The sequence below is a fragment of the Kosakonia sp. SMBL-WEM22 genome (assembly GCF_014490785.1).
Lineage (GTDB): Bacteria > Pseudomonadota > Gammaproteobacteria > Enterobacterales > Enterobacteriaceae > Kosakonia.
This window is the reverse complement of the sequence record NZ_CP051488.1, coordinates 3,786,345-3,811,116: the sequence shown is the minus strand read 5'-3', so window position 1 is coordinate 3,811,116 and position 24,772 is coordinate 3,786,345. Positions and strand designations below refer to the sequence as shown.

The 24,772-nt window shown below is 54.1% G+C and carries 14 protein-coding genes and 1 other RNA gene; 8 read left to right on the top strand and 7 right to left on the bottom strand.

Translation table 11 applies throughout. The features are described from left to right. The first annotated feature begins 181 nt into the window (after positions 1-181). Positions 182-763 carry a glycoside hydrolase family 19 protein gene (locus tag HF650_RS18250; protein WP_187799808.1) on the top strand — a complete coding sequence of 194 codons (582 nt, stop codon included), beginning with the start codon at positions 182-184 and terminating at the stop codon, positions 761-763. Next, positions 760-1,095 (top strand): hypothetical protein, encoded by a 336-nt coding sequence (locus HF650_RS18245; RefSeq protein WP_187799807.1) that lies wholly within the window; start codon positions 760-762, stop codon positions 1,093-1,095. The genes HF650_RS18250 and HF650_RS18245 overlap by 4 nt, the downstream gene beginning before the upstream one ends. A gap of 560 nt (positions 1,096-1,655) precedes the next feature. Here HF650_RS18245 and HF650_RS18240 read toward each other — a convergent pair. Genes HF650_RS18240 through HF650_RS18220 form a run of 5 tightly spaced genes read right to left on the bottom strand, consistent with a single transcriptional unit; the run spans position 1,656 to position 5,362 of the window. Further along, complete coding sequence (locus HF650_RS18240) at positions 1,656-3,989, bottom strand: primase-helicase zinc-binding domain-containing protein (RefSeq protein ID WP_187799806.1); 2,334 nt, start codon at positions 3,987-3,989, stop codon at positions 1,656-1,658. A gap of 11 nt (positions 3,990-4,000) precedes the next feature. Further along, complete coding sequence (locus HF650_RS18235; protein WP_045513627.1) at positions 4,001-4,321, bottom strand: DUF5375 domain-containing protein; 321 nt, start codon at positions 4,319-4,321, stop codon at positions 4,001-4,003. Next, positions 4,318-4,551, bottom strand: coding sequence for a hypothetical protein (locus tag HF650_RS18230; protein ID WP_187799805.1), 234 nt, complete (start codon positions 4,549-4,551; stop codon positions 4,318-4,320). Before HF650_RS18230 ends, HF650_RS18235 begins: the two co-directional genes overlap by 4 nt. Beyond that, positions 4,548-5,099 carry a host cell division inhibitor Icd-like protein gene (locus HF650_RS18225; protein ID WP_187799804.1) on the bottom strand — a complete coding sequence of 184 codons (552 nt, stop codon included), beginning with the start codon at positions 5,097-5,099 and terminating at the stop codon, positions 4,548-4,550. The genes HF650_RS18230 and HF650_RS18225 overlap by 4 nt, the downstream gene beginning before the upstream one ends. Next, entirely contained in the window at positions 5,096-5,362 is a 267-nt protein-coding gene (locus tag HF650_RS18220; RefSeq protein ID WP_187799803.1) for an AlpA family transcriptional regulator, read from the bottom strand. The genes HF650_RS18225 and HF650_RS18220 overlap by 4 nt, the downstream gene beginning before the upstream one ends. Before the next feature lie 548 nt (positions 5,363-5,910). Between HF650_RS18220 and HF650_RS18215 the strand changes: the two genes are divergently transcribed. The 5 genes from HF650_RS18215 (at position 5,911) to HF650_RS18195 (ending at position 10,092) form a co-directional block, all read left to right on the top strand. Continuing rightward, complete coding sequence (locus HF650_RS18215; protein WP_187799802.1) at positions 5,911-6,708, top strand: capsid protein; 798 nt, start codon at positions 5,911-5,913, stop codon at positions 6,706-6,708. A gap of 3 nt (positions 6,709-6,711) precedes the next feature. Next, positions 6,712-6,918: an ogr/Delta-like zinc finger family protein gene (locus HF650_RS18210; protein WP_187799801.1), complete on the top strand. Its 207-nt coding sequence runs from the start codon at positions 6,712-6,714 to the stop codon at positions 6,916-6,918. Further along, on the top strand, positions 6,915-7,325 hold the full coding sequence (locus HF650_RS18205; RefSeq protein WP_187799800.1) for a phage polarity suppression protein: 411 nt from the start codon (positions 6,915-6,917) through the stop codon (positions 7,323-7,325). Before HF650_RS18210 ends, HF650_RS18205 begins: the two co-directional genes overlap by 4 nt. A gap of 347 nt (positions 7,326-7,672) precedes the next feature. Then, positions 7,673-8,362 carry a hypothetical protein gene (locus HF650_RS18200; protein WP_187799799.1) on the top strand — a complete coding sequence of 230 codons (690 nt, stop codon included), beginning with the start codon at positions 7,673-7,675 and terminating at the stop codon, positions 8,360-8,362. Then, positions 8,362-10,092, top strand: coding sequence for a zinc ribbon domain-containing protein (locus tag HF650_RS18195; protein WP_187799798.1), 1,731 nt, complete (start codon positions 8,362-8,364; stop codon positions 10,090-10,092). Before HF650_RS18200 ends, HF650_RS18195 begins: the two co-directional genes overlap by 1 nt. Positions 10,093-10,123: 31 nt before the next feature. Here HF650_RS18195 and HF650_RS18190 read toward each other — a convergent pair whose 3' ends face one another. After that, positions 10,124-11,317, bottom strand: coding sequence for an integrase domain-containing protein (locus tag HF650_RS18190; protein WP_187799797.1), 1,194 nt, complete (start codon positions 11,315-11,317; stop codon positions 10,124-10,126). A 184-nt stretch (positions 11,318-11,501) separates the two neighbouring features. Further along, positions 11,502-11,864, bottom strand: a transfer-messenger RNA (tmRNA) gene (gene ssrA, locus HF650_RS18185). A 573-nt stretch (positions 11,865-12,437) separates the two neighbouring features. On the opposite strand from ssrA, the gene HF650_RS18180 reads away from it, so the two are divergent. Beyond that, positions 12,438-24,701 carry an Ig-like domain-containing protein gene (locus HF650_RS18180; RefSeq protein WP_191264928.1) on the top strand — a complete coding sequence of 4,088 codons (12,264 nt, stop codon included), beginning with the start codon at positions 12,438-12,440 and terminating at the stop codon, positions 24,699-24,701. Positions 24,702-24,772 lie beyond the last annotated feature (71 nt).

The window sequence follows — 24,772 nt, the reverse complement described above, 5'->3', positions numbered from 1 at the left end:
ATAACGCTTGCAAGCCATTGATTCGGCTTGATTGATCATTTCCTGAAAACTGCATTCTAGTTAATCCCGATTTTGGGCGGTAAGAATTATCCTGGATTGAAAACGAAAGTAAAAAATGGCTGCCAAATGTTCAAGCTCGTTAGTTAAAATGGTTATGGGAGATAAAATAAGGAATAGGCAAATGGTTGATATTACAGCAGGCATGCTTTGGAATATAGCCAGGCATTACAGACATAAAGAAACCTTGCTGAATTCACAGTATTACAATGTCCATGCCATAGTACCGCATTTAAATCAATGGTTTACCGTCTATGCGATTAATACCGAATTAAGAGCCGCTCATTTTCTTGCCCAGGCTTGTGTTGAAACTGCGAACTTTTCTAGCTTTACTGAGGTTCCAAGAGATGGTGGCAGAGAATATGATGCAGGAACCCGGATTGGACGTAATTTGGGTAATACAGAAGTAGGTGATGGCCCTAAATTCATCGGTCGAGGATTATTACATCTGACAGGTAGAGATAATTATACTAACTTCGGAAGCGAGTTTGATAAGGATTACATAACCGATCCCACGATGGTCGCAAGGAACCCATATGTTGCAGTTAAAGCTGCTTGTTATTACTGGGATCTTAGACATGTTAATACGGCAGCAGATAGAGATGACGTAAATAAAGTCACCCTCCTTGTTAATGGTGGTTATAACGGCCTTGAAGAAAGAAAAAAGGCATTGATAAGAGCAAAGAGAGAGCTTGGAATAATATGAAGATATCAACCGGCATTATTATGCTGATACTTTTTTCGATGAGTCATTCATCGTTAGCTGCCACGAAAAAATCTGAATTAACTTGTAAAGCTCAAGCAATAACTGAATCAAAAAAATTGTTGGCGTTTTATAGGGACAATGATGATAGGGCCGAGGTTGATAAAGATGTAACTGCATTAGCAAAAATGCAAAATCCTGAAAATAAATCTCAGTACTACGATGTATTGCAGACTTGGGGTTATATATATAAAGGTAAGTATCGTATGAGATTTATCTTCCTCAATGATTGTACTCTCATGGGGGAAGAGATTTTGGAGTATGCTAATCCTTAGTAGTATTTTGAGGCTCATTATTTACTCGGGGCGGTAATTTTTGCCGCTCCTAATTTTAAATATATATCAGACTTTCGTATCATTCCGCTCCAGCCATACTATAGACAATAGTATTGATACCCTCGCATCAGCAAGTAATAACCTCTTCAATCAGATTTACGGCTCTGCTCGATAAGATCGACATTTGTCATCACAGAAAGTTGTTGTCCAATAGGGGGGGAAAAAGTTTTTTTCGGTTTAACTGTTCACACTGTTCACCTCAACAATTTTCCATTTAATATCATAAAGATAGGAGGTGATGAGTTGGTGAGCAGTGAACACTCGACTCTTCACCCCTGCGCGGACTTACATATTTAGGCAAAGGGATGCCGCATACGGATGTGGAGTGAGGGGGGGTAAAAAGTTTTTTTTGGTTTTATTGTTCACACTGTTCACCTTTCTCTTTTACCCTTTACTTTCAGTGGGTTGAGTGGTGAACAGAAGGTGAAGGGTGAACAGTGCACTGTTCACCACCTGGGATGTCAGATAAAAAAAGACCGGCGGCTGCCGGTCTGGTGAGGTTATGTCGCTGCGGGCTCGTCGCACTTCGGCAGCCAGTCGCTGTTACTGTCTTCCCGGAGGGTGAGATTGGTCTGCGTCCCGTGTTTTGTGTGCCGTTTTTCGTAGTTTATGCCGTACTCTTTCAGCATCATCGGCAGCCCTGTTCCGAACATTTTCAGGCTCAGCACATGCTTAAACCCGTTCGCCTCCATATACACCAGGTAGGCATGATAGAGATAGCTGCGGGGCTGGCGCGGCACGATATTGGCATTGCCCATGAACATCCCGTTAGTCTGCGGCAGCGCCTCCAGATAACCGCAGAAATCAAAGGCCGGGTCGGCGTCGCGCTTGATGCTCAGCGCCTCGTCTGAGTTCTGCTGCGACTGGAGCAGCGCGCGGGCGCTCATCGGGTCGCTGAACCGCTGCATGAGCTGGCGCACAATGACGGCCAGTTCGCGGGCGATTTTATCCTTCAGGTGCGGGTCGCGCTCTGCCGGGGCTATCTGCTCCGGGAAGTGAATAATCACCCGGCGACGGGACACGCCGCCGCTGCGGTCGGTGAAGCGCATCGGGTTGTTGTTCACCGCCAGAATCACCGCCGGAATATGCGTGGAATACGCATCGCGGTATTTCGGGTCAACCGACACGGCATCGCCCCCGGTTATGGCCTTGAGTCCCGCCCCGTCCCCGCTCCACTTCTCCTGGTCAGGCAGGCGGATGAGCGAGAAGCCAATCAGGGCTGCACGCTCGCGTGGCGATTCCAGCGTCTCAATGGTTGCCGACGTGGCGTTGTCCTCGCCGGCGAGCATGGTCGCAATCTCGGCCAGAATACTCTTGCCGCTTCCGCCTGGCCCGGTCACTTCGAGGAAGAGCTGCCAGTCATAGCGGTTCGCCAGCACCATAAACAGGGCGGCCAGTATCACGTCGCGTTTATCGGCGCTGCCACCGGCAGCCCGGTCGAGCCACTGCCAGAAATGCGGGGCATGGGATGCCAGCGTTTCGCCCGCCACCGGCGGGGTGAAATCCACGTCGCACAGGGTGCGCAGCCAGTGCGATTTGCTGTGCGGGCTGAACGTGCCGGTTTTCGTGTCCAGCACGCCGTTACGGAAACCAATCAGGCGACGTGCCGGTGCCTCCTGCTGCGGGATAATCAGTTTCAGCGTCTCCACCACCGAGGTAATTTTCCCCGACGAGAACGGGGCGCGCAGGCGCCCGAACAGCCCGGCCACGTCGCGGGCAAAATCTGAGGGTGGTATCACCTTCCAGATACCGTTTTCATACCGGGACAGGAGCTGGCCGTTCGCATCCACCGCCAGCGCCTCGCCGTAATGCTCTTGCACCCGCAGGGCTTTATCGCTGGAGCTCATGGCGGTAAATTCCGCCTCGCTCATGGTGTCGAACGGGCTCTGCACCGGCGGGCGGATGGCGTCGTAAATTTCGCGGCGTGTGGCATCCTCCCCGTTCAGGGCAAAGGCATCATTCCAGTCCCCGAACACCGGCGGCAGGGCAACGACCCCGTTGCAGGCATCTGCGGCCGCTGCGGCTTTTGTCTGGCCGTCACCGCTCAGGTCACGGTCAGCCGCGAGGATAATCTGGCAGGCCGGGTGCTGACGGCGGGCAAGGCTCGCCAGAGAAAGGAGGTTCACGGACGAGAGCGCCACCATCACTGTTTCGCCGGTCAGCTGATGCACGGTCAGCGCCGTCGCATACCCCTCCGCTATCCACAGGCGTTTTCCCGCCTGTTTCTGGCCTTCGATGATATGGCATGCACCTTTCACCGCCCCGCCTTTGAGGGTGCGTTTGTCCCCGTCAGCGTTAATGAGCTGGACGTTAACCAGCGCCCCGGTGTCGTCATGCAGCGGGACAACCACATCCCCGGCGCGGTAGCTCACGCCCCCGGTTTTATGGAGGGTGGTCAGGGTCAGGCATTCGCGGTCAGCCAGCCCCTTGCGGGTCAGGTAGGCGTTACCGGTGGCCGGGCGGGCAGATGCCATGAGCTCCGCCGCCCGTGCGGCCGCATTTTTGCGCGCGGCATCCGTTCCGGTATCTGCGGGCGTGGTGGCTGCCGGGGCAACCGGCGGCAGGGTGCCGGTCACGGCATTCACCTTCCCGGCGGCCTCGGATGCAGACACACCGAACACCATTTCAACCAGTTTCAGCCCGTCACCCGCGCCGCACTGGTTACAGAACCACGTTCCGCGCCCCTCTTTATCGTCAAAGCGGAAGCGGTCAGAGCCGCCACAGACGGGGCAGGCCTGATGCCGGTTTCTGATGACCGGGACGCCCAGCGCCGGGAGAATGCGCGGCCAGTGGCCGCACGCCATGTTAACGGTGTCCGTTACGTTCATTTTCATTGGTGTTTTCCTCAGTGCAGGACAGGCACGCTGATATGGCGGGCGCAGAGTTCATCCATCACGGCCAGACCGAGAAAGGACAGCGACGGGGCGGCTTTCAGGGGACCGGCATCCATTAAATCTTCCAGCAGGGCACAGGCAATCAGGCGGCCTTTCTCCTCGCCGTGCTGGCGCAGGTAGAAACCCTCCAGCTCGGCGGCAATGGCCGACTCCAGCGCATCGAGGGTGAGGTGCGGGTAGCGGTGCTGACGATGGCACACGGTCAGCCAGGCACAGGCCACGGCGCGGCGGTAAAGCGCGGCGCGCAGAGCGGGTGTTAACGGGGTTTTCATGCGCCGACCTCCTCTGTGAGCCAGCGCTGCATGCAGCGCTCCACCACACCGTCGAGCTGGGTGGTCATGAGGTAAATCACAGAAGAGAGCTGTGCCTGGTGCGCCGTTTCCCGGCTGACAGTCACGCTGTCATTCAGCAGCGTCATGGCATTCACGAACTGGCCGACGTTGCGCAGGTGCTCCAGGCACGCAAGCTCATCACGGGTGAGCGTCAGGGTCAGGTCTTTCACGCGCACACCTCCGCCACCGGCAGACGCCCGGCAAAGGCGAGAATGTAATCCCGGACAAGGGAACGGCGTGCAGCGTGTTCGTCACCGGCAACGGTGCGGAGCATACAGATACGGGGTGTGCGGTCTGCGCGGCGAACGGCTGCGAAGAGATAGACAAACTGCGGGTGTGACAGGGTGAGGGTCGTGGCCATGGTGGCAGCCTCCTTTGTTAGCTTATAAAAGCTACCACCGGAGTTCCTACGCTCATGGGTGGTAGCCCGGACGGGGGTAGGAATACCGGCAACAAAGGAAACCGGCCAGCCCGAGGGCTGCCCCGCCCGAGCCACCATTGTAAAAATGCGGCAACGGCAAAAAAACCGGTTCGCAAATAATGGATGCACGAGGGCACGGACACAAAAAAAGACGCATGGCGCGTCTGGTGTCGCCTTTGTTTCGCTCGGGTTCCTACGCCCGGCTGCCGATTTTGCGGCAGCGGGAAAACTATACCTGGAAATAGCCAGAAGAAGCAAGCCAGGAAAAGGCAGTTTTTGCAGGGCGGACATCATCATGCGTCACAGCCCCGGTTACGGTCGGCGATGCGGGCAGCCATCCAGGCCGTAATTTCGCTGTGCAGCCAGGCGACATTTTTGCCGCCTAAGGAGACCTGCTGCGGAAAGGCATTCCGGCTGATGAGGTCGTAAACGGTGGAGCGCGACAGACCGCAGAGGTGCATCACTTCGGGCAGGCGCAGAAAGCGCTCCTGAGCGGGCTCAGCCACCGGAATTAACGGGGCGGCAGGGGTGGAAATCGGGTAAGAAAAAGCGGTGTGCATCGGGCTACCTCATAAAGTCCGTGTGGTGCCGGTCATGTCTTTCCGGCGTCAGGTAGCGCTCTATTTTGTGAATATTTTCAGCGGGAGCAACAGGTTATTTTGCTGTCATTCTTCGTTTAACAATCCGGTAACATGCAAATGGCAAACAGTGGCAAACGCTGACAATCTTTGGCATTTCCTGATAACAGTCTGGCACATTGCTAATTATTTATGGTTATAGATAAGCTTTCTTTTATCGCAATAAAGTATAGATGCCGTAAGTGCCTCCAAAAACAGCTGGTGAACAGTGGTGAACAGTGGGTGAACAGTCAGATCTTCAACTGTTCACCCCTTAACTTACTGTATTAATTAATATTTATATTCTTGGTGAACAGTGTGAAGAGTTAAATACAGAAAAACAAACAGGGAGAGGGGTTTTCCTGCGACCTCTTTCTGGCGAGCCGGTTTTTTCAGCGGCTTTCTGTACCATCCCGGCCACAACAGCAACAGCTCGTGATGTTGTGCAGGCCACGGCAGAATGCCCTCACACTGAAAACAGAGAGCCCGCCATGAAAACTGAAATTATCACCGCCCTGATGAAAACCGTTGCCGGCACCCGGCCTGCCCCCGACCGCGCCCTTATCGAGAATGTCGTGGCGGTCGCCAGTGAAAAGGCTGCGCAGAAAAATGCCGCCGCCGTGAATGAGGCGCTCACCCGCTTTACAGAGGCGAAAGCCGCCCACACCGGCAGCATGATGACGCTGAACGACATCAACGCAGCCATCACCCGCAGCGAAAAGGAACGGCAGACTGCGCTTGAGGAAAGCGCGGAGGCTGACAAAAGCTGGCGTACCCGCCTGCGCAGCCTGGGCGGAGCCATGACACCGGAGCTGAAAGCCGAACACGGCCGCCGCATGGCCGGGCGCGAGCTGGCAGAGGAGTTCACCGGCCTGATTGCCGAGCTGGAGACAGACAAGTCCCGCGCCATGCTTGAGGCGTGTGCGACCGGCAGACAGTATGTCGATGAGCATGCGACCGCACTTACCGTCTGCGCACAGGCAGCCTGGTCAGAAGCGATGAACACCATCAGCCCGGCGCTGGTACGCGCTTACTGTCTGCGCCTGCGTGAGCTGGAGCTGAAAGGTGAGCCGCGTCCGGGGCGTGTGCTGGGTGAGGAGCTGCAACAGCATGTTGCCCTCCAGGCACAGTTCTATACCTTCGACATGAACAGTGAGCCGGTTATCTCTCAGCTCGGCCTGCACCGCCCGCCGCTGACCGGCGTGGACATGACGCTCTATAAAAGCCCTGCCAGACGTATGCAGCTTGCCGCGGAGCTGGCCGCCCGGAAAAAGGAGGCGGAGAGCTGAGCCATGTTTCACTGCCCGTACTGCAGACAGCCCGCGCATACCCGTACCAGCCGGTATGTGTCGGAGAACCTCAAGCAGCGCTATCACCAGTGCACCAGTCTTGAATGCTCGGCCACGTTCCGCACCTCCGAGATGCTCGACGGGGTGATACGGCAGCCCGCCATGCCGGAAAACGCTGTGGCGCTTTTAACCGCAGGAGAGAGACCATGACCAACACCCTGACGCAGGCCGCAGAGGCCTGCCTGCACCACCGTGCCGTGTGGCTGAGCCGCCGGGAAACGCCCTGCACCCCGGAAGAAACCCGGCAGGCCGCACGGCAGTACATTCGCGCCCATGAGACCGTCCAGGCACTCAGCATCCGCCACCGGCTCGATGGCTTCATGCATCAGCACGGCGCAGAGCTGGCCGCCATTCTTGCTCCGGAGCTGGTACATATCCGCAGCCTCCCGGCGCACCTGCAACACCGGGCGCTCGACCGGGCAACGCATCATCTGCGCGATGCGCTCGCATCGTGGCTGGCCGCCGGTAACGGGATTAACCCTGACGGCTGCGCGGTGCTGAATGCCGTCGGAATCAGACCCGATAAAGCGTCGCACACCGACAGCCAGCAGCCATAACCCCCCGAAAAATGCGCCCGGTCATCCCCTGCCGGGCGCACCCTCCCGCCCCTGAAAAATAGCCGAAAAATCCATAAATAATTAAAAAAATACCCTGCATGCATATGCTGCATTTAACTGCATTTATTTCTGCACCCGCCCCATGCCCGCCCGCACCAGTGCCGGCGCGGTCTGAGCCCGGTCATGCACCTGCATTTAAACCGACCCGTGAAGCGGGCAGGCGAGGAGGGGAAAGCACTGCGCGCAAACTTGCGATTAAACACTCTTTTATGGCACTTATTTTCTTGTATTATGATTAAGTCATCATTATCTATCTTGCCGATAATTACATGAGGTCAATGTACTAAATGAATAAATCACCTACTGAGATAATTAATATGCTAAGCGATAAGTTCAATAGTAACTTTCGCGAATGGCAAGGCATAGAAGATAAAAAATTAGATAAAGTTGTTATCTCAATTTTTACACTTAATGCAATTGCCGAAATTTTGAATGGGAAGAAAAATTCAGTTCATCACGATGTTTGTATAAAGATTTTCAATGAAATTATTGCTGATACATCATCTTCTTTATATCTATCTGCATGTGCTATTGATAAGCCCGCGAACATTGTCTTAAGAAGAGTTCTAGAGTTGGGGGTTGCTTCTATTTATCTTTGGGATATGCCTCATGTTGTATATTCTTGGAAAAATCATGATCAAGATTTAAGTTTTAGTGAAATGTTAAAACATATTACTAATCAGGGCTATATAGATTACTTCACAGAGAATGAGGGCATAGCAGGGGGTGTGAGTATCATTGATGCAAAAAAAGCTCAAAGAATTTATGGTCAGCTTAGTGATGTCGTCCATGGGAAAATAACTTCATTTGAAACCGACCTGCCTAATAAGTTTACTTTTGAAAGTGAAGATTGGGAGCGGTTTATAAAACTAGCTGAGATTGTTTTAAGTATGATAATTAACTCTAATATAGTCCGGCACAAGATAAAGTCAGAGATTTTATCTTTATTTCCAAAATCTAGCGAGGTGATTTTATAATGTCTACATTAGACACTGAGTTACTACATGCAGCACGTACCGAAGATCTTGAGTTGAAACAGGTTCAACAACTGGCTGTTCTTGGGGATTTTGAAAAATATGTAGTTTCAAAACTCAAGATAGCGGGTTCGCATCTCATTCAAGGTGCAAGGGGAATTGGAAAATCAATGCTTTTGCGAGCAGCAGAAGCTGAACTAGATAATGATTTTCCGACAAAAAAAATTGTCGGGGTATATGTTAATTTCAAAACCAGTACCTTATTGGAGGGCGTCAAAGCTGACAATAAAAATGCATTTCAAATATGGGTAAGTGCAAAACTATTACAAGCATTATACGAAAAGTTGATATTTCTGGATATTATTTGTGATAATAATACGAGCGATCCTTTTCAAAGAATATTTGGCATCGAAACGATAACTGGTATGAAGGATGCTTTACAATCTAAAATTCATTTGCTTCAAAGACTATCGAGAGAACCCTCTTCCGATAAGCTATTGAATGAAATAGGGGAAGATTTTTTAGATAAAGTAAATGATATTAGTTATGTCAACGATATCATTAAAGAGATAATTCAAGAGTATCAACTTGGCAGAATTGTGTTTTTATTTGATGAGGCTGCTCATACATTTATACCCGAACAGCAAGAAATCTTTTTCGAAATATTCAAATTACTGCATGGTGGGAAAATTGCGGTCAAGGCCGCTGTTTATCCTTCAATTACATCTTATGGCAAGAATTTCGAAGTTGGTCAAGATGCCTTAATGATAAATTTGGGGGGGTATGAAACTGGAAACATCGGAAGGGAACGGACTCGACGTTTATATCGTGATCTTCTGGACAAAAGAGTTTCCCAAGGAACAACCAAAAAGAAAATATTGTCAAAGGGCGACTTACTAGATCAGTGTATTCATCTTTCATCTGGAAATCCTAGAGCCTTTCTACACCTGTTCAATAAAGTTTTTGAAAAGGGTTATACAGAAAGAGATTTATTAATTTGCACCCAAGATTATGTAAACCAAGAACTATTACCTTATCATCTTGGTCTATCAAAAAGATTACCTAAGTATTCTCATCATGTACGCATTGGACTTGATATACTTAGAGAATGTATTATCCCTGAGCTTAGGTTGAAAAACAACAGGGAAAAAAAGACTCAAACGCAATCTGCTTTTTTTGTACTACCACCTGTAATTTCTCCTAATCTTAGATTATCTCTGGATTTGCTTTGTTATTCAGGAGTTCTTTCGAAGCAAGGTTCAGTAAAAATGTATAATCGAAAATCTGGTCAGCGCTATATGGTCAATTTATCGTTGATGTTTACCGAGAAAGCATTCGTTTCCAATAAGTTCGGTGAGATAATAACATTGCTCTCCCTTTCGGATTATCGAGAGTTTGGCGCAGCAGATTCTGAATTAGAGCGTTTTTTAGAAAAGTTAAAAGAGTCAGCTGATGAGTGTCAGATTTGCTCTGCTGAATTACCAGGGGATGCGAAGTTTTGTCCTAATTGTGGTACACCCGTGCCAGCAACATCAATTGTTGGACAGCTTCTCGATGACCCAGTTAGTAACTTATCTATTAGTAATGCTATATGTGATCGGATTAAACAAAATTACCCCAAAGTTGGCGATATTGTCCATTGCTCAAGGGAAGATCTGAAAAAGATACCGTATATAAAAAATGTTAGGTCAAAGATAATTAAAAATGCAGCAGATGAGTATATCTCAGGTTAAAGAGTAGCCCCATGTAAATGGGGCGTTTCATCTAAATTTTATTCTTAACTTTCAACCCCCACCAATGCATTATCTCTATCCTTTGTGTTAAATAAGTAGATCTATTGTAAGCTCTTCTTACTTCGTTTTTGTCTATATGAGCTAATGCAGCCTCTATAATATCTGGATTGAAACCAGCTTCATTTAAAGCGGTGCTAGCTATAGAACGCATTCCATGAGCTACGAGTTTTCCTCCGTAACCAATTCTCTTCAATGCAGCATTAGCTGTTTGGCTATTCATTGGCTGCTTTGGGTCATTTCTGCTTGGAAATATATATTCCCGGTGGCCGCTAATGGGCTTCATTATTTCAAGGATCTCTATAGCTTGTAATGATAATGGAACAGTGTGCTCACGTTTAGCCTTCATTCGACTGGCAGGGATTGTCCAGATTTTTTTACTTAAATCGATCTCTTTCCATCGTGCACCCGAAGCCTCTGAAGGGCGAACAAGCGTCAAAAGTTGCCATTCAATCAAGCAACGAGTAGAAACGCCTAGATTGGACATATTCAATGAACGCATCAATTTTGGCAGTTCTTCTGGTCGTAATGACAGCATGTTTTGTTTTATTGGTTTCACAAAAGCTTTACCAACACCTGATGCCGGATTGATGTCTATAAGACCTGTGTTAACAGCATAAATCATTATTTCATTTATACGTTGTACTAAACGACGTACCGTTTCGAGTGCACCGCGTGCTTTAATCGGTTCTAGCGCTTCGACTAACATTCTTGCTTTGATTTGTTGAACAGGGATTTCACCTATGGCAGGGAATACGTCTTTTTCTAGTGAGCGCCAAATATCTTTTGCGTAATTAGGTGTAACGCTTTTGATTTTGAGCTGGAACCAGTTATAAGCTACCGTCTTAAAAACACTGTCTAAAGCTATTTTCTGAAGTTCCTCAGCCATGTCTGCTTGAACTTGAGGATCAATTCCATTGGCTAATAGAGCAAGATAATCCGCTCTCAATCCTCGAGCATCAGCGAGAGAAAGAGCTGGATAAGCACCTAATCCTAGAATGGTTCGCTTTTTTGTTGCAGGACGTTGATAGCGAAAACGCCACAGCTTTTTACCGCTAGTTTTCACCACTAGGAAAAGGCCATTGCCATCATGTAAAGTCAGATCTTTTTCAATCGCTTTAGCGCGTGATACTTCGGTGTTAGTAAGGGGGCGTGTTGTCCTTGCCATGTCGGCCGCTCCTGCATGAATTGGTATACGGTTTGAGGTATATATCCTACCGTATACCTAAACGTATACCAATAATCGCCGGATTTAGCCGGATGAGCTCGGACAATTACAGACACAAAAAAGCCCACAGGGCTTGTGCCGTGTGGGCTTTCTGTACTTCACCGGACGTATCCGGATCATAATGTGGTGGAGCTGGCGGGAGTTGAACCCGCGTCCGAAATTCCTACATCCTCGGTACTACATGCTTAGTCCGTCTTTACATTCGCCGGCCAGCTGCGGAAGGACACGCTACTGACAGACTAGCCTGATTAGTTTTAACGCTTCAACCCCAGGCAGGGCGTCCGCGCGATCTCTTTTGGGTTTGACCTCTCTTGATCCCCGTCCTAAGAGCGGAGGCTAGGGAGAGAGGGCTCTAAGCAGGTTATTAAGCTGCTAAAGCGTAGTTTTCGTCGTTTGCGACTATTTTTTTGCGGCTTTTTACGAGGCCAACCGCCCCTCGGCATGCACCTTGGGTTTCGCGAATCCCGTCGAATCCAGAATCAGCCCCAAAAGTGTGGAAAGGAGTATAGCAAACTTTCACGGCGACATGCCAGTCCATATCCATAACGTTTTTTCTTTTCAACGCTTGTCTTTTTTTTGACCGTCTGGCCATACAGAACATATTGATAGAAATGCAATTATTTCGCGGGTAAACAAAGCGGAGAATTAATATATCGCTGATATTATGCAGTTACTTGAATATATTATACATTGTAAATTTCTTTACGTTTCTTGCTTTATTAATTCAATTTCTATTAATCCCAGCATGCCCGGAATAAAGCGCGGATAATTTTCAGATATATAACTTAAGATATATTCTGTATCGAAAGAAAATGTTATCGAATTGTGATTTAAAACGTTGCCTAAATAGATAACGTTGTTTATATCTTTCTTATTGTAAAAATTTATTAAATGATGATGGAATAGCATAATAAATGAAAAACAATGAGTTAGCTTTGTTCTGCCACAGCCGTCACTTACTCTCTTCCTGTCAAGTTTATTGAAATGGTAAACCGTAATCCTGCGCAAAAACAGATGCTCGCAGGCGCTCTGATATTGCTTTCGCTTCCGAGGTGAAAATATGGCCCCGCAAAATAGTCTTCCTGGTTCTGTCGACGTAATAAACCAAAAAACTGGCGATGTTGTTGCGCAATATGCGAAAGGCAGCGACAGAGTAGTGAATTTAACTGACACAAGTATTGTGCGCGTTAATGCATCGCAGGAGTCAGTAAATTTCTTTGAGCGTGAAGGAAATGACCTGATCGTCCATATGAAAGATGGTTCAACGGTGCGTTACAACAGCTTCTTCACCGTGGATAGCGAGGGCCTTCACAGCGAGCTAATTTTTGAGGATGAGCTTGGCACGCACCAGGCTGCTTTTCCGTATGCCGCGGCCGCGGGTCCCGTCACCGCTGAAACAATCGTTCCTGCATTCAGTGAAGTGTCGCTGGGATCGCTGGTGGGTACCGGCGGCCTGACAGCCCTTGGGGTGCTTGGCGGCCTGGCTGCCGTTGGGGGCATTGTGGGAGTGGCGGCAGCAGCGAATAACAGCGGTGGCGGCAGCAATAGCGGAAGCGGCGATAACGGCAGCGGTGGTGGTGATAATGGTAGCGGCGGCGGCAATAACGGCGGCGGTAATAATGGTGGTGGCGGCAATAATGGCGGCGGCGGTAATAATGGCGGCGGTGGCAATAATGGCGGTGGAGACAATGGCGGAGGCGAAACTCCTGTCACTCCCACTCTCAGGGTCAACACAATTGCCTCGGATAATATCATTAACCTCGCCGAATCTAGTGAACCGCAACTGCTGAGCGGTGTTACGGAAGCGATAAACGCGGGCAGTACCATCACCATCAGTGGTAACGGACAGACCTGGACCACAACAGTAAAAGATGATGGTAGCTGGAATGTCTGGCTCACGCCTGAGGATCTCAGCACCTTTGCACAAGGCTTTCATGTTCTGAGATTTGCCCTCTTTACATCATCGGGTGCGGTCGCCACGGCAGATTCAGAAATAATGATCAGTACCACGCCCCCGGTGCTTGAGCTTACCCAGTTCACGCCGGGCGACATTCTCGACCAGGATCAGCATGTGGCGGATAAAATCGTCCGCGGCTATGTTGGTGCAGAGGATGCCGGCAGCACGATTTACGTTACGCTTAATGGCCGCACCTACTCGGCAATTGCCAATGCTGATGGGCAGTGGCAGCTCGTTATCCCTGCCGCAGACATGGCGCTACTGGAAGACAGGCAGAGTTACACCCTTCTCTATCGCGCGGTGGATATTGCCGGTAACGTCACCGAAGAGACGCGTTCTTTCAACACCAACTTCAACACACCGGATATCACTATCAATCCGGTCGCCACCGACAACATCATCAACAGCGCCGAGATCCTGATCACGCAGGTGCTCTCTGGCCAGACCTACAACATCCCGCCGGGCCAGGTAGTAACCATTACGCTTAACGGCAAAACCTATTACGCCGAAGTGATGGGTGACGGCAGCTGGAAAACCTCGATACCTGCGGGCGATCTCGGTCTATTGCCGCAGGGGGACAGTGCATTAACCGTCTCCGTCAACGATGCGGATGGCAATGCGATCGTCAGAACGGTGCCGATTAACGTCGACACCACGCTTACCGGCGTAGCCATCGCCATCCTCTCTACCGATGACTATCTCAATGCCAGCGAAGCGGAAAATCCGCTTGAAGTCCGCGGCGTCACTACCGTTTTTGGTGAAGGCGTAACTATTTACGTCACCGTCAACGGTATCAATTACCCGGTAACCAGCATTGATGCCTCCGGACGCTGGAGCGTCACCATTCCGTCTGAAGATCTGCTGCGCCTTGCTGATGGGGCGAATATCATCACCGCCACGGTGGAGCTTGACGATCAGAGCGCGCAAGATTCGCGCACGCTGAATGTGCAAGTTCACCGTTTACCTGACCCGGTAATGGATGCGCCGTTTGGCGACGGTTATCTCAATGCGGCAGAAAAAGCGGTCGATCAGGTACTGAGCGGCAACACCGGCCTGACCAGTATCGGGCAGCGCGTCACCGTGCAGGTAGCGGGCAAAACGTACCTGGCAACGGTGGATAACGATGGCACCTGGAAAGTGACCATTCCGGCCGGCGATCTGCAAGCAATCCCTGATGGCCTGGTCACTGTAACGGTTAACGCCAGCGATGCCGCTGGAAATACCACACCGCTCACCGAAACGGCAACCGTCGATACGCAACTTCCGGCGCTGAGTGTTCTGCCGCTGACCAACGACGGCAAACTCAACGGTGACGAGCTCGCGCAGGATCAGATCCTGCGCGGTGTAAGCGGTGTCAGCGAGCAGGGGCAGACCGTCGTTATCACCCTGAATGGCAAAACCTACACCACGGTAGTTGGCAGCGATGGCAACTGGCAGCTCGCTCTGCCTGCTGCGGATCTAAGCGCGCTGCAGACCGGCAGCTATCCGATGACCGTTACCCTGACTGACGCCGCCGGTAACCGTACCACCGTTACGCAGCCGATTGATGTCAAAACCAGCGGCGTCGCGATCGGCGTGCAGGCGCTGAAAGATGGTAACGTCCTTGATGCGGCTGAAATCAAAGTTGACCAGATCCTGCACGGTACATCCAATGCCGAGGCAGGAAGTATTGTTACTGTGATCCTGAACGGCGTGCGTTACGAAGGGGTTACGGATATTCAGGGCAACTGGCAGGTGACGCTTCCCGCCGTTGAGCTGCAAAAACTGGGTGATGGCGGGCAGAGCCTGACCGTCAGCGTGACGGATGGTTTCGGGCAGAGCACCACCATTGAGTCGCCCTTCAGTGTTGATACCACCAGCGATGCGGTGGCGATCAATATTATCGCCAGCGATGACTACCTGAATGCGAGTGAAGCGGCTGATGGCTTAACCATCCAGGGCAACAGCGCAGGCCTGCCTGCGGGAACCATTGTGACCGTCACGCTGAATGGAGTGAACTATGCAGCGACGATTCAGGCCGATGGTAGCTGGCAAACGGTGGTCGATCCGGCAGCATTGCAGGCGCTTGCAGACGGCACCCAGACCGTAACGGCAACGGTCTCCACCAGCGGCGGCACGCTGCTTGATAGCCACGATTTCACGGTAGCTATCAACACGCTGCCGAACGTCACGGTCGATCCGGCGTTTGTCGATAACGTGGTAAATATCACGGAAGCGGGTCAGAGCCAGACGCTGACCGGAAACACCAATATTGTTGGTGCCGGTCAAACAGTCGTCGCAACTCTTAATGGCCAGCGCTACAGCGGGGTGGTGAATATCGACGGCAGCTGGTCATTGACCTTGCCGCAGGGGGCAATGGAGCTATTAGCCGAAGGTCCTGGCAGCCTGACGATAGTCGCTACCGACGTGGCAGGTAACAGTGCTAACAGCACCGTCAATTTCACCGTTGATAAAACTCCGCCGAGCTTAAGCGTGACGCCGATTAACGGCACCGATGTGCTCAACGGTAGCGATATCGCCACCGGCATCACACTAAGCGGCACCACCTCAAGTGATGCGGCCTCGGTGGTTATCACCCTTAACGGCAAGAACTACCCGGCAACCATCACCAACGGCAACTGGAGTGTGAATCTTGATAACGCTGCGCTCGGCAATCTCGCGAACGGCGCAAGTTCGTGGACCGTTACCGCCACTGACAGTGCAGGCAACATAACCACCACGATCCGCACGGTTAACGTCGATACCACCGCACCTAACGTGGTGATGGATCCGGTCGCCCGTGACAACATTATCGATTTGGCGGAGCAGAACGCCGGCTTTAGTCTGAGCGGGCGCACCGTACCGGCCGAGCCGGGGGCCACCGTCTCCGTCACGCTGAACGGACAAACCCTGACAGGCATAGTTGGCGGCGATGGTCTCTGGACCATCCCGGTTGCTCCTTCGGTCATCAGCAGCCTGACGAACGGTAACTACACCATTTCAGTGACAGTAACGGACAGCGCGGGCAACACCTCGCCGCCGGTCTCCAGCACCTTCAAAGTCGATACTACCGCCAGTGCAATTGCCGTTAACCCGGTGGATGGCGATAACCGCGTCAGCGCCGCCGACATTGCCGATGGCCTCACCATCAGCGGCACGTCGGTGCGTATCCCCGAAGGAAACACCATTACCGTGACCCTGAACGGTGTGCAGTACACTGCAACCGTGACGGCGGGCGGCTCCTGGCAGGTAACGGTGCCGAATGCGGATGCCGCCGCCATTGCCGATGGTACTGCGACGCTGACGGTCACCGGCGTTGATGAGAACAACGCCGTTATCTCTAACGAGCTGCCATTTACTATCATCACCCATGTGCTGCCGCAGCCGGTGGTGAATGCGCCGTTTGGCGATGGCGTGGTCAATGCCCAGGAGGCCGCCGCGGGCGGCAATCTGGCGGGTAATACCGGCATTGTTGGCGCAGGCCAGAGCGTGACAATAACCATTGATGACGGCGCGCCGCTCACCGCCCAGGTAGATGCAAACGGCAACTGGACGATCCCACTGACGCCTGCGCAACTGGGTTCGCTCTCGCAGGGCAGCCATACCGTAACGGTAACCGCAACCGATGCGGCGGGTAACACCGTCAGCAGCACTGCGCCAATGACCGTTGATACAGTTTTGCCGACCTTTGTTATCAATAACGTCACAGCCGATAATATCATTAACAGCGCAGAAGCCGCTGGCGCGGTCACCATCAGCGGCACAGGCGACTACGATGCGCAGTCGGCGCAAACCGTCATCGTGCTGGTCAACGGGCAGAACTATGACGCGATTATCCAGCCGGACGGCACCTGGAGCGTGGTTATTCCTGCCGGTGCGCTGGCAGGCGTGCCTGATGGCCCGGTAGCGATGCGCGTCACTGTCACTGATGCCGCTGGCAACAGCAGCACACAAACCAGCAGCTTTACGCTGGACGCTTCCCCCACGAATGCGCCGCAGGTGCAGATCGATAAAGTCGCCGGGGATGATTTTATTAATCGCGCAGAGGCGAACGGGCAGAGCGGGGTGACTCTCTCCGGCTCTTCACAGAATGTCGAAGCAGGCCAGACGCTGACGATAACCCTAAACGGTAAAATTTATCCGGCGACGGTTAACGCCGATGGTCGCTGGTCGGTAACGGTACCTCCGGAGGATCTGGCTCAGGTGCCGGATGGTCGTCAGGTTATTTCGGTCACGGTGAACGATGTGGCGGGCAACAGCACGATCTCCAGCCATAATGTCACCTTCGCCGCGCAGCCAGCCTCGCAGCCAACCATCACCATAAATCCGGTGGCGCAGGATGATGTGATTAACGCTCTCGAACGTGGTCAGCCACTGAACATCAGCGGGTCGTCAACCTCGCTGGCCACAGGAACGGTCATCACCGTTGTGTTTAACGATAAAACCTATACCGGCAGCGTGAACAGCAGTGGTAACTGGACCATTACCGTGCCGCAGGCAGATATGCAGGCGCTGCAGGAGACGGCAAATGGCACGCCGTATGTCGTCTCGGCGTCGGCGGTCGACGCCGCGCTGAACCCGGCAAGCGCCAGCAGTAACGTGACGGTTGATCTCACCGCGCCGACGCTGGCAGTCGATGTCGCGAATTCGTTCCTTAGCGACGGCAATATCAACATCGCCGAAGCGGCCGTCGATCAGGAGGTGAGGGGCACCGGTACCCCAGGCGAAACCGTGACGCTCACCCTCAACGGCACTACGCTCTCAGCGCTGGTGAATGAGCAGGGCGCGTGGAGCATGGTGATCCCGGCGGGAAGCTTGCAGGCATTGCCGCAAGGCCCGTCGCAAATCACCTTCGTCACCACCGATGCCGCGGGCAATAGCAACCCGCAGCCGGTCGACATCAACGTCAAAACCACCAATGGCCCGACGATGACGCTCGATCCTATGTTCGGCAATAATATTGTCAGCATCAGTGAAGCCGCCAGCGACACTACGCTTAGCGGCAGTGCCAGCGGGCTTGCCAACGGCACACCGATTGTGGTGACCATTGATGGCAAAAATTATGACGGCGAGGTCAACGATGGCAGCTGGTCGGTGGTGATCCCGCGCGATTCGCTGGAGACCAGCGGGCAGTACAGCGTGACGGTCAGCGGGGTGGACGAGTTTGGTAACCCGGCGTCGGTCAATGGCAACCTCGATGTGGTTCTTACCCGGCCAACGGCCACGATTACCGAACCGTTGTTTGGCGATGACAATATTCTTGGTCAGGCGGAAGCTAACGCCGGTGTGCAGCTGACCGGCTCTACCGGTCAGGCCGGGCCCGGCCAGACCGTAACCATCATTCTTGATAACGATCAGGAGTTCACCGGAGCCGTTGATATCAACGGCAACTGGATTGTCTCGCTGACCCCGGCGCAGCTGATTGCCCTCACCGACGGGACGCACGATGTGCAGGTTTCGATAACCGATCGCGCGGGTAACACCACACTTTCTGAGCCGACAAGTGTGGAAATCCGTACCGATCCGCTGCCAGCGCCGCAGCTGTCGCAGCCCTTTACCGACGGTATTCTTAGTGCCACCGAGGCCGCGGGTACACAAACACTGAGCGGGCAGCTTAACCTCGATCCGTCGCGCGTTGCCTCGGTTACTGTCAGCATTAACAATGGCGCGCCGGTTGCGGCGACTATTAATGCGGATGGCACCTGGTCGCTGGAGGTTGATAGCGCCACGTTACAGGCGCTGCCGGATGGCGTGCTGCCTGTCACCGTTACGGTCACTGATACAGCGGATAACCAGGTGACCGGGCAGGGCAGTTTTGAAGCCATTATTAATGCGTTGCCGCAGGCGAGCTACGTGACGCCGTTTGGTGATTTCATCATTAACCGCGATGAGACCCTGAGCGATCAACTGATCACCGGTAACACGGGGGTTATCGGCACCGGGCAAAGCGTATCGGTGGTACTGGGCACGCAAACCTACACCGGCACGGTCAATGAGAACGGTGACTGGTCGGTGACGATTCCGCAAGATGATTTAGCCGCACTGAGCAATAACGACTCGCTGCCATTTAGCGTCACGGTGCGCGATCGCGCGGGCAACACCGCAACCACCGATGCACAGCAAACCCCGGATGTAACGGTACACAACACGCTGCCTGCACCGACGGTGACCAATCCGTTTGGCGATCGTATTGTCAATATTAGCGAAGCGGCAAGCGAGGTGACGCTGACAGGTCTGACCGGTGCCACCGGGCCGAACCAGTATGTGACGGTGAAGATTGATATTGATGGCGTGGCTTACACTGCCAGTGTCGATGCCAACGGCAACTGGTCTGTGGTGCTCCCGGCCGGTACGCTGCAATCCCTCGCGCCGGGCGCGCATGAGATCGCGATCTACGCCGAAGATCAGTATGGCAACAGTAACACCAGCACCGTTGATTATCAGGTGGCGCTGACGCCGCCGTCGGTCACCATCACTGCGCCGGTCTTCGCCGATGGCTATGTCAGCGCGGCTGAAGCGGCGGCGGGTACCACGCTGAGCGGCACCTTCTCAACTTCTTACCCTGCTAACGCGCAGGTCAAAGTGACCATCGGCGATCAAACCTTTGACGCCACGGTGAACGGCAATCAGTGGACGCTGGCGATGGATGCAGCCGACTGGAGCAGCATCACCGCACGCGGCCAGCAAAGCGTTACCGTCAGCGTGACGGATGGCGCGCAAAACGTGGGTACAGCCAGCATTACTACCACGCTGCTGCTCGACCCGCCGACAGTTAGCGTCACCGCGCCGTTTGCCGGCGATAACCTGCTCGACTTTGCTGAAAGCCAGACCAGTCAGGCGATTGGTGGCACCTCAACCGGCTTAGCTACCGGCGATACGGTGCGCGTCACCTTTACCGGTGGAAAAGTCTTCGAGACGCGCGTTCTGGCGGACGGCAGCTGGGAGCTGGTGTTAACGCCAGCCGAGCTTGCGCAGCTGCAGCCCGGTGCCATTACCGTTGAGGGGATCGATAAAGCGGGTAACATCGGCACTGCAGATAACGCTGGCACGCTCAGTATCAATCTCACACCGCCAACTTACTCGGTGAATATGGATCTGGTCGCTGGCGATAATTACGTCAACGCCAGCGAGTTCAGCAGCGGAACGCTGCGACTCTCCGGTCAGGCTTTTAACCTCAATGGCACGACCCTGACCATCCTGAATGGGCAAACGACGCTTGGCACGGCGTTCGTCAACGCCGACGGCAGCTGGACGCTGGATGTGCCGCGCGCCGCGCTGCCGGACGGTAGCTACACCCTGACGGTGCGCAGCGATGCGCAGGCCAGCGCTACGGCTTCGCAGACGGTGATCGTTGATACCGTCGCGCCCAAACTGACGATGGCGCAATTCACCAGCGATGATGTTATCAACAGCAGTGAAAAAGCGGTGGCGCAGACCATCAGCGGCACCTCTGACGCCGATGGCAGCCTGGTCACCGTCACGCTGAATGGTAAAACCTATACCGCACTGGTGGCTAACGGCACGTGGTCGGTTGATGTGCCGCTATCAGATATGGCGGCGCTGGACGATGGCAGCTATACCATTACCGCGACCCTGAGCGATGCGGCGGGCAACGCGACGAACGCCACCCAAAACTTCACCGTTGATGCCTCTTCACCGCTGCTTGAGGTGGATGCGCTCGGCGTCCCGGCGGTGCTGAACAGCGTTAACGCCGTCTCCGGCGTGGTGTTGCAGGGGCAGGGCGAGCCGGGTAACAGCGTAACCATTCAGCTTGGGCCATTGAGCTGGACCGGCACGGTCGATCAGCAGGGTAACTGGAGCCACACCTTTCCGCAGCTCGATCTCACTACCCTGACCGACGGGCCGCAGGTGGTCACCATCTCCTCCACGGATGCGGCGGGCAACACCTCGAGCAATAACCTCTCCCTCAATGTTGCGCTGAACAAAGGCCTCGGCGTGGCCATCGACCAGGTGTTTAACGACGGCATCCTCAACGTCGCCGAATCGCTGGTCACACAGCTGCTCACCGGTAAGGTGAGCGGCGATTACCGCGGCGCGAAAGTGTCGCTGACGGTGATTGGTACAGACTTTACCATTAACGATCTGGCGGTAGCGCCGGATGGCTCCTATAGCTTCTCACTGCCACCTTCTCTCTGGCAGGGGCTGGTCGCCGACACCCTGCAACTGCAGGTGAGTGTGGTCGATGCCAATGGTAATACCCGCTATGAAACGGTGGATGTCGGGCTGGCGCTAACCGATCTGCCAGTCGTTAACGATGTGGTGATCGCGGGCGATAACGTGATTAACCTCGTTGAAAGCACCGTTGCGCAGACCCTTTCCGGAACGGTGAGCAATGTCGCCAATGTCACCAGCGTAGTGGTGAACTTTGGCGGCCGGGCAATTACCGCCACCCTTGATGCGCTGGGCAACTGGAGCGCCGCGCTTCCCGCTGAACTGCTGAGCGTGCTGCCGGACGGTACGGCGTCAGCTAACGTGACGGTGACCGATAAGTTCGGCAACGTTATCAAGAGCGATGCCAGCTTTAACGTCGTCAGCCATAACCTGCCCGCTATCTCTCTCGATCCGCTGTTTGGCGACGGTGTGCTGAGCATTCCTGAACTTGCCAGCGGCCTGCTGAGCGGTACGGCGACCAACCTTGCCGGGCGCGCACTGACCATCAAGATTGGCGATGCCACCGCTTTCACTACCAATGTCGATAACAGCGGACGCTGGTCGGTGAACCTGCCGGATGCGGTGAAAGCCGCACTACAAGGGCTGGGCAGCGGTACGCAAACTGTCACCATTACCGCCACCGATCAGTATGGTAACCAGGCGTCGCAGAGTGCGGGGCTGAAGGTCAACCTGGTGGCGCCGGTACTCAACAGTGTGACGCTGTTTGGCGACGGTTTACTAAACGTGGCAGATTCACTGGTTAATCAAACCATCAGCGGGGTGGCGAGCGGTGCGCCGATCGGCAGCACCGTTCAGGTGGCGATTGGCGCCAAAGTCTTTAATGGCGTGGTGGATGCTAACGGCAACTTCTCCATCGGCCTGACGCCGACGGATCTGGCCGGGCTGGCGGACGGCACCTTTACGCCTTCTATCACGCTGCTCACGCCGGACGGTAACAGTTCCACCACGGCAGGGAGCCAGGTGATTATCGGCGTGAAAAATGTGCCGACGGTGGCGATCACCTCCCTGTTTGGCAACGATGGTTTCCTCAACCAGAGCGAAGCGCTGGCGGCGCAGACTATCTCCGGCACCGTTACCGGGCTGACCTCCGGGCAGGTGACGGTCAATGTTGGCGGCACGGCTTATCAGGTGCCGGTCACCGATGGGCGCTGGTCGCTGGCACTCTCGGCCGGTGCGCTGGCTTCCATCGCCGATGGCACCCTGAGCGTGACGGCAACGGTAACCGATGCGGTAGGTAACACCGCGACCGGCAGCCAACTGGTGAACGCCATTGTGCAGGCGGTGCCCTCGATCGGTATCAACACGCTGTTTGGCAACGGGACGCTGGATCTTAACGATCTGCTCTCCAACCCGATCCTCTCCGGCACCAGCAGCAACCTGGCGGCGGGCACGCAGATCACCGTGAAGGTCGGTCTGCTCTCCTACACCACCACCGTCGGTGCCAATGGTCAGTGGCAGCTGGCGATCCCGGCGGTGTCGCTGCAAAACCTGCAGGATGGCAACAATGCGCTGCAGGTCTCTGCCAGCGCGACGGATGCAGCGGGCAATATCGCCAATGTGGTGCAGAGCGCCAGCGTGGCGATCCAGGCCCTGCCGACGGTGGCGATCACTTCGCTGTTTGGTGATGGCGCCCTGAGCCTTGCGGATATCACCACCGCGCAGGTGATTTCCGGCACCAGCCAGAACGCCGTCGGTTCGCAGTTGACGGTTACGGTTGGCGGTAAAAACTACCTTACTACCGTGGCGTCGAACGGTAGCTGGAGCGTAACGGTACCTAAAGTCGATCTCAGCGCGCTGGCGGATGGCACCCAGGCGGTGAGCGTCGCGGTGACCAACGCCGCCGGGAAAGTGGCGAACGTTACCAGCCCGCTGGATGTCATTACCCATAACCTGCCGACCATTTCTCTCTCCTCGCTCTTCGGTAATGACGGCTATCTGAACATCAGTGAAGCGGCCAATGGGCAGGTGATCGGCGGCAAAATTGGCGGCGTAGTCAGCGGCTCGAAAGTGGTGGTGACCGTTGGCGGTACGGCGATAAACGCCACCGTCGATGCCAACGGCAACTGGACGGCGACGGTGAATAAAACCCTGCTGCAGGGGCTGAGCAGCGGCGCGGCGAAAGTAGGCATTTCGGTAACTGACCGGGTGGGCAACACCACCGCTACGGAAGCCGATGTGCAGGTGAAACTGACCCAGCCGACGCTGAGCACCAACCCGATTACTAACCTGACCGGCATCCTCGGCAACGTCCTGCTAGGGTTGGTAGGGTCGGCAAAACTGACGATCAGCGGTGCGTCAACTAATCTCAATCAAGGGGCGATTGTTCGCGTTAATTTACTCAACCTCGCCATGGCGACGGCGATTGTCGGCGCAGACGGGAAGTGGTCAACGCAGCTTGATGTCGGCCTCGACCTGGCGAAAATCCTTTCGCTCAATACGGTGGTGAACCTCTACGCCGCCGATGTGGCGGGCAACCTGGCCTACCTCAACGTTGGCCTTAACGGCAGCAACCCGACTACCACGCCGCCCGCGGGCACCAGCGCGTCGCTGATGGCAGAAGCTAACACCTTCTCGCTGCTGGCAGCGAGCGTGAGCGAAGAGTCGGACTCCACCAGCAGTGACCGCCTGAATACGCAGCATACGGCCACGGTGGAAACGGCGCGTCAGCCAGAGACGGAAACGGCGGCTGCCGCTACGGCAAGCGACGAAAGCTACACCATCGGTGGGCTGAGCATCGATCTTGCCGACGGTACCAGCGAAAGCGGCGAGAGCGTCGAGGGGAGCAGCGGCAACGACACTATTCACCTCTCTTCTCTCGGCTTTGTGCAGATCGATGGCGGCGCGGGGATGGATACGCTGGTGCTCGACGGCGCCAACCTGCTGCTAAACCTGATCGAACTGGGGAGCAAAATCAGCAATATCGAGGTAATTGATCTTGGTAAGTCGGGCAGCAACAGCATCACGCTGGATGTCAACGAGGCACTTAGCATCACCGATAAACCAGAAGATGATTTGCTGATCAAAGGGAGCGTTGGGGATGAGATCAACCTCAAGCACGGCGTCAGCGATACCTGGGCTATCAGCGGCCATCGCGATATAGATGGTATTCAGTTCGACGTTTATCACAACAGTTCGCAGGCCAATACCCTCAGCGATGTGCTGATCCAGCATGGCCTGCACGTCAATATGGTCTGACGTTCTGCCGCCTCAGGGATGAGGCGCATTAAGGAAGAGGTCATTACGGGCACATCAGGGGTGGATGAATG

Excerpts from the sequence above, each read along its gene's own strand:
- HF650_RS18250 (WP_187799808.1), top strand. The coding sequence starts at position 182 with ATGGTTGATATTACAGCAGGCATGCTTTGGAATATAGCCAGGCATTAC.
- HF650_RS18245 (WP_187799807.1), top strand. The coding sequence starts at position 760 with ATGAAGATATCAACCGGCATTATTATGCTGATACTTTTTTCGATGAGT.
- HF650_RS18240 (WP_187799806.1), bottom strand. The coding sequence starts at position 3,989 with ATGAAAATGAACGTAACGGACACCGTTAACATGGCGTGCGGCCACTGG.
- HF650_RS18235 (WP_045513627.1), bottom strand. The coding sequence starts at position 4,321 with ATGAAAACCCCGTTAACACCCGCTCTGCGCGCCGCGCTTTACCGCCGC.
- HF650_RS18225 (WP_187799804.1), bottom strand. The coding sequence starts at position 5,099 with ATGATGATGTCCGCCCTGCAAAAACTGCCTTTTCCTGGCTTGCTTCTT.
- HF650_RS18220 (WP_187799803.1), bottom strand. The coding sequence starts at position 5,362 with ATGCACACCGCTTTTTCTTACCCGATTTCCACCCCTGCCGCCCCGTTA.
- HF650_RS18215 (WP_187799802.1), top strand. The coding sequence starts at position 5,911 with ATGAAAACTGAAATTATCACCGCCCTGATGAAAACCGTTGCCGGCACC.
- HF650_RS18210 (WP_187799801.1), top strand. The coding sequence starts at position 6,712 with ATGTTTCACTGCCCGTACTGCAGACAGCCCGCGCATACCCGTACCAGC.
- HF650_RS18205 (WP_187799800.1), top strand. The coding sequence starts at position 6,915 with ATGACCAACACCCTGACGCAGGCCGCAGAGGCCTGCCTGCACCACCGT.
- HF650_RS18200 (WP_187799799.1), top strand. The coding sequence starts at position 7,673 with ATGAATAAATCACCTACTGAGATAATTAATATGCTAAGCGATAAGTTC.
- HF650_RS18195 (WP_187799798.1), top strand. The coding sequence starts at position 8,362 with ATGTCTACATTAGACACTGAGTTACTACATGCAGCACGTACCGAAGAT.
- HF650_RS18190 (WP_187799797.1), bottom strand. The coding sequence starts at position 11,317 with ATGGCAAGGACAACACGCCCCCTTACTAACACCGAAGTATCACGCGCT.
- HF650_RS18180 (WP_191264928.1), top strand. The coding sequence starts at position 12,438 with ATGGCCCCGCAAAATAGTCTTCCTGGTTCTGTCGACGTAATAAACCAA.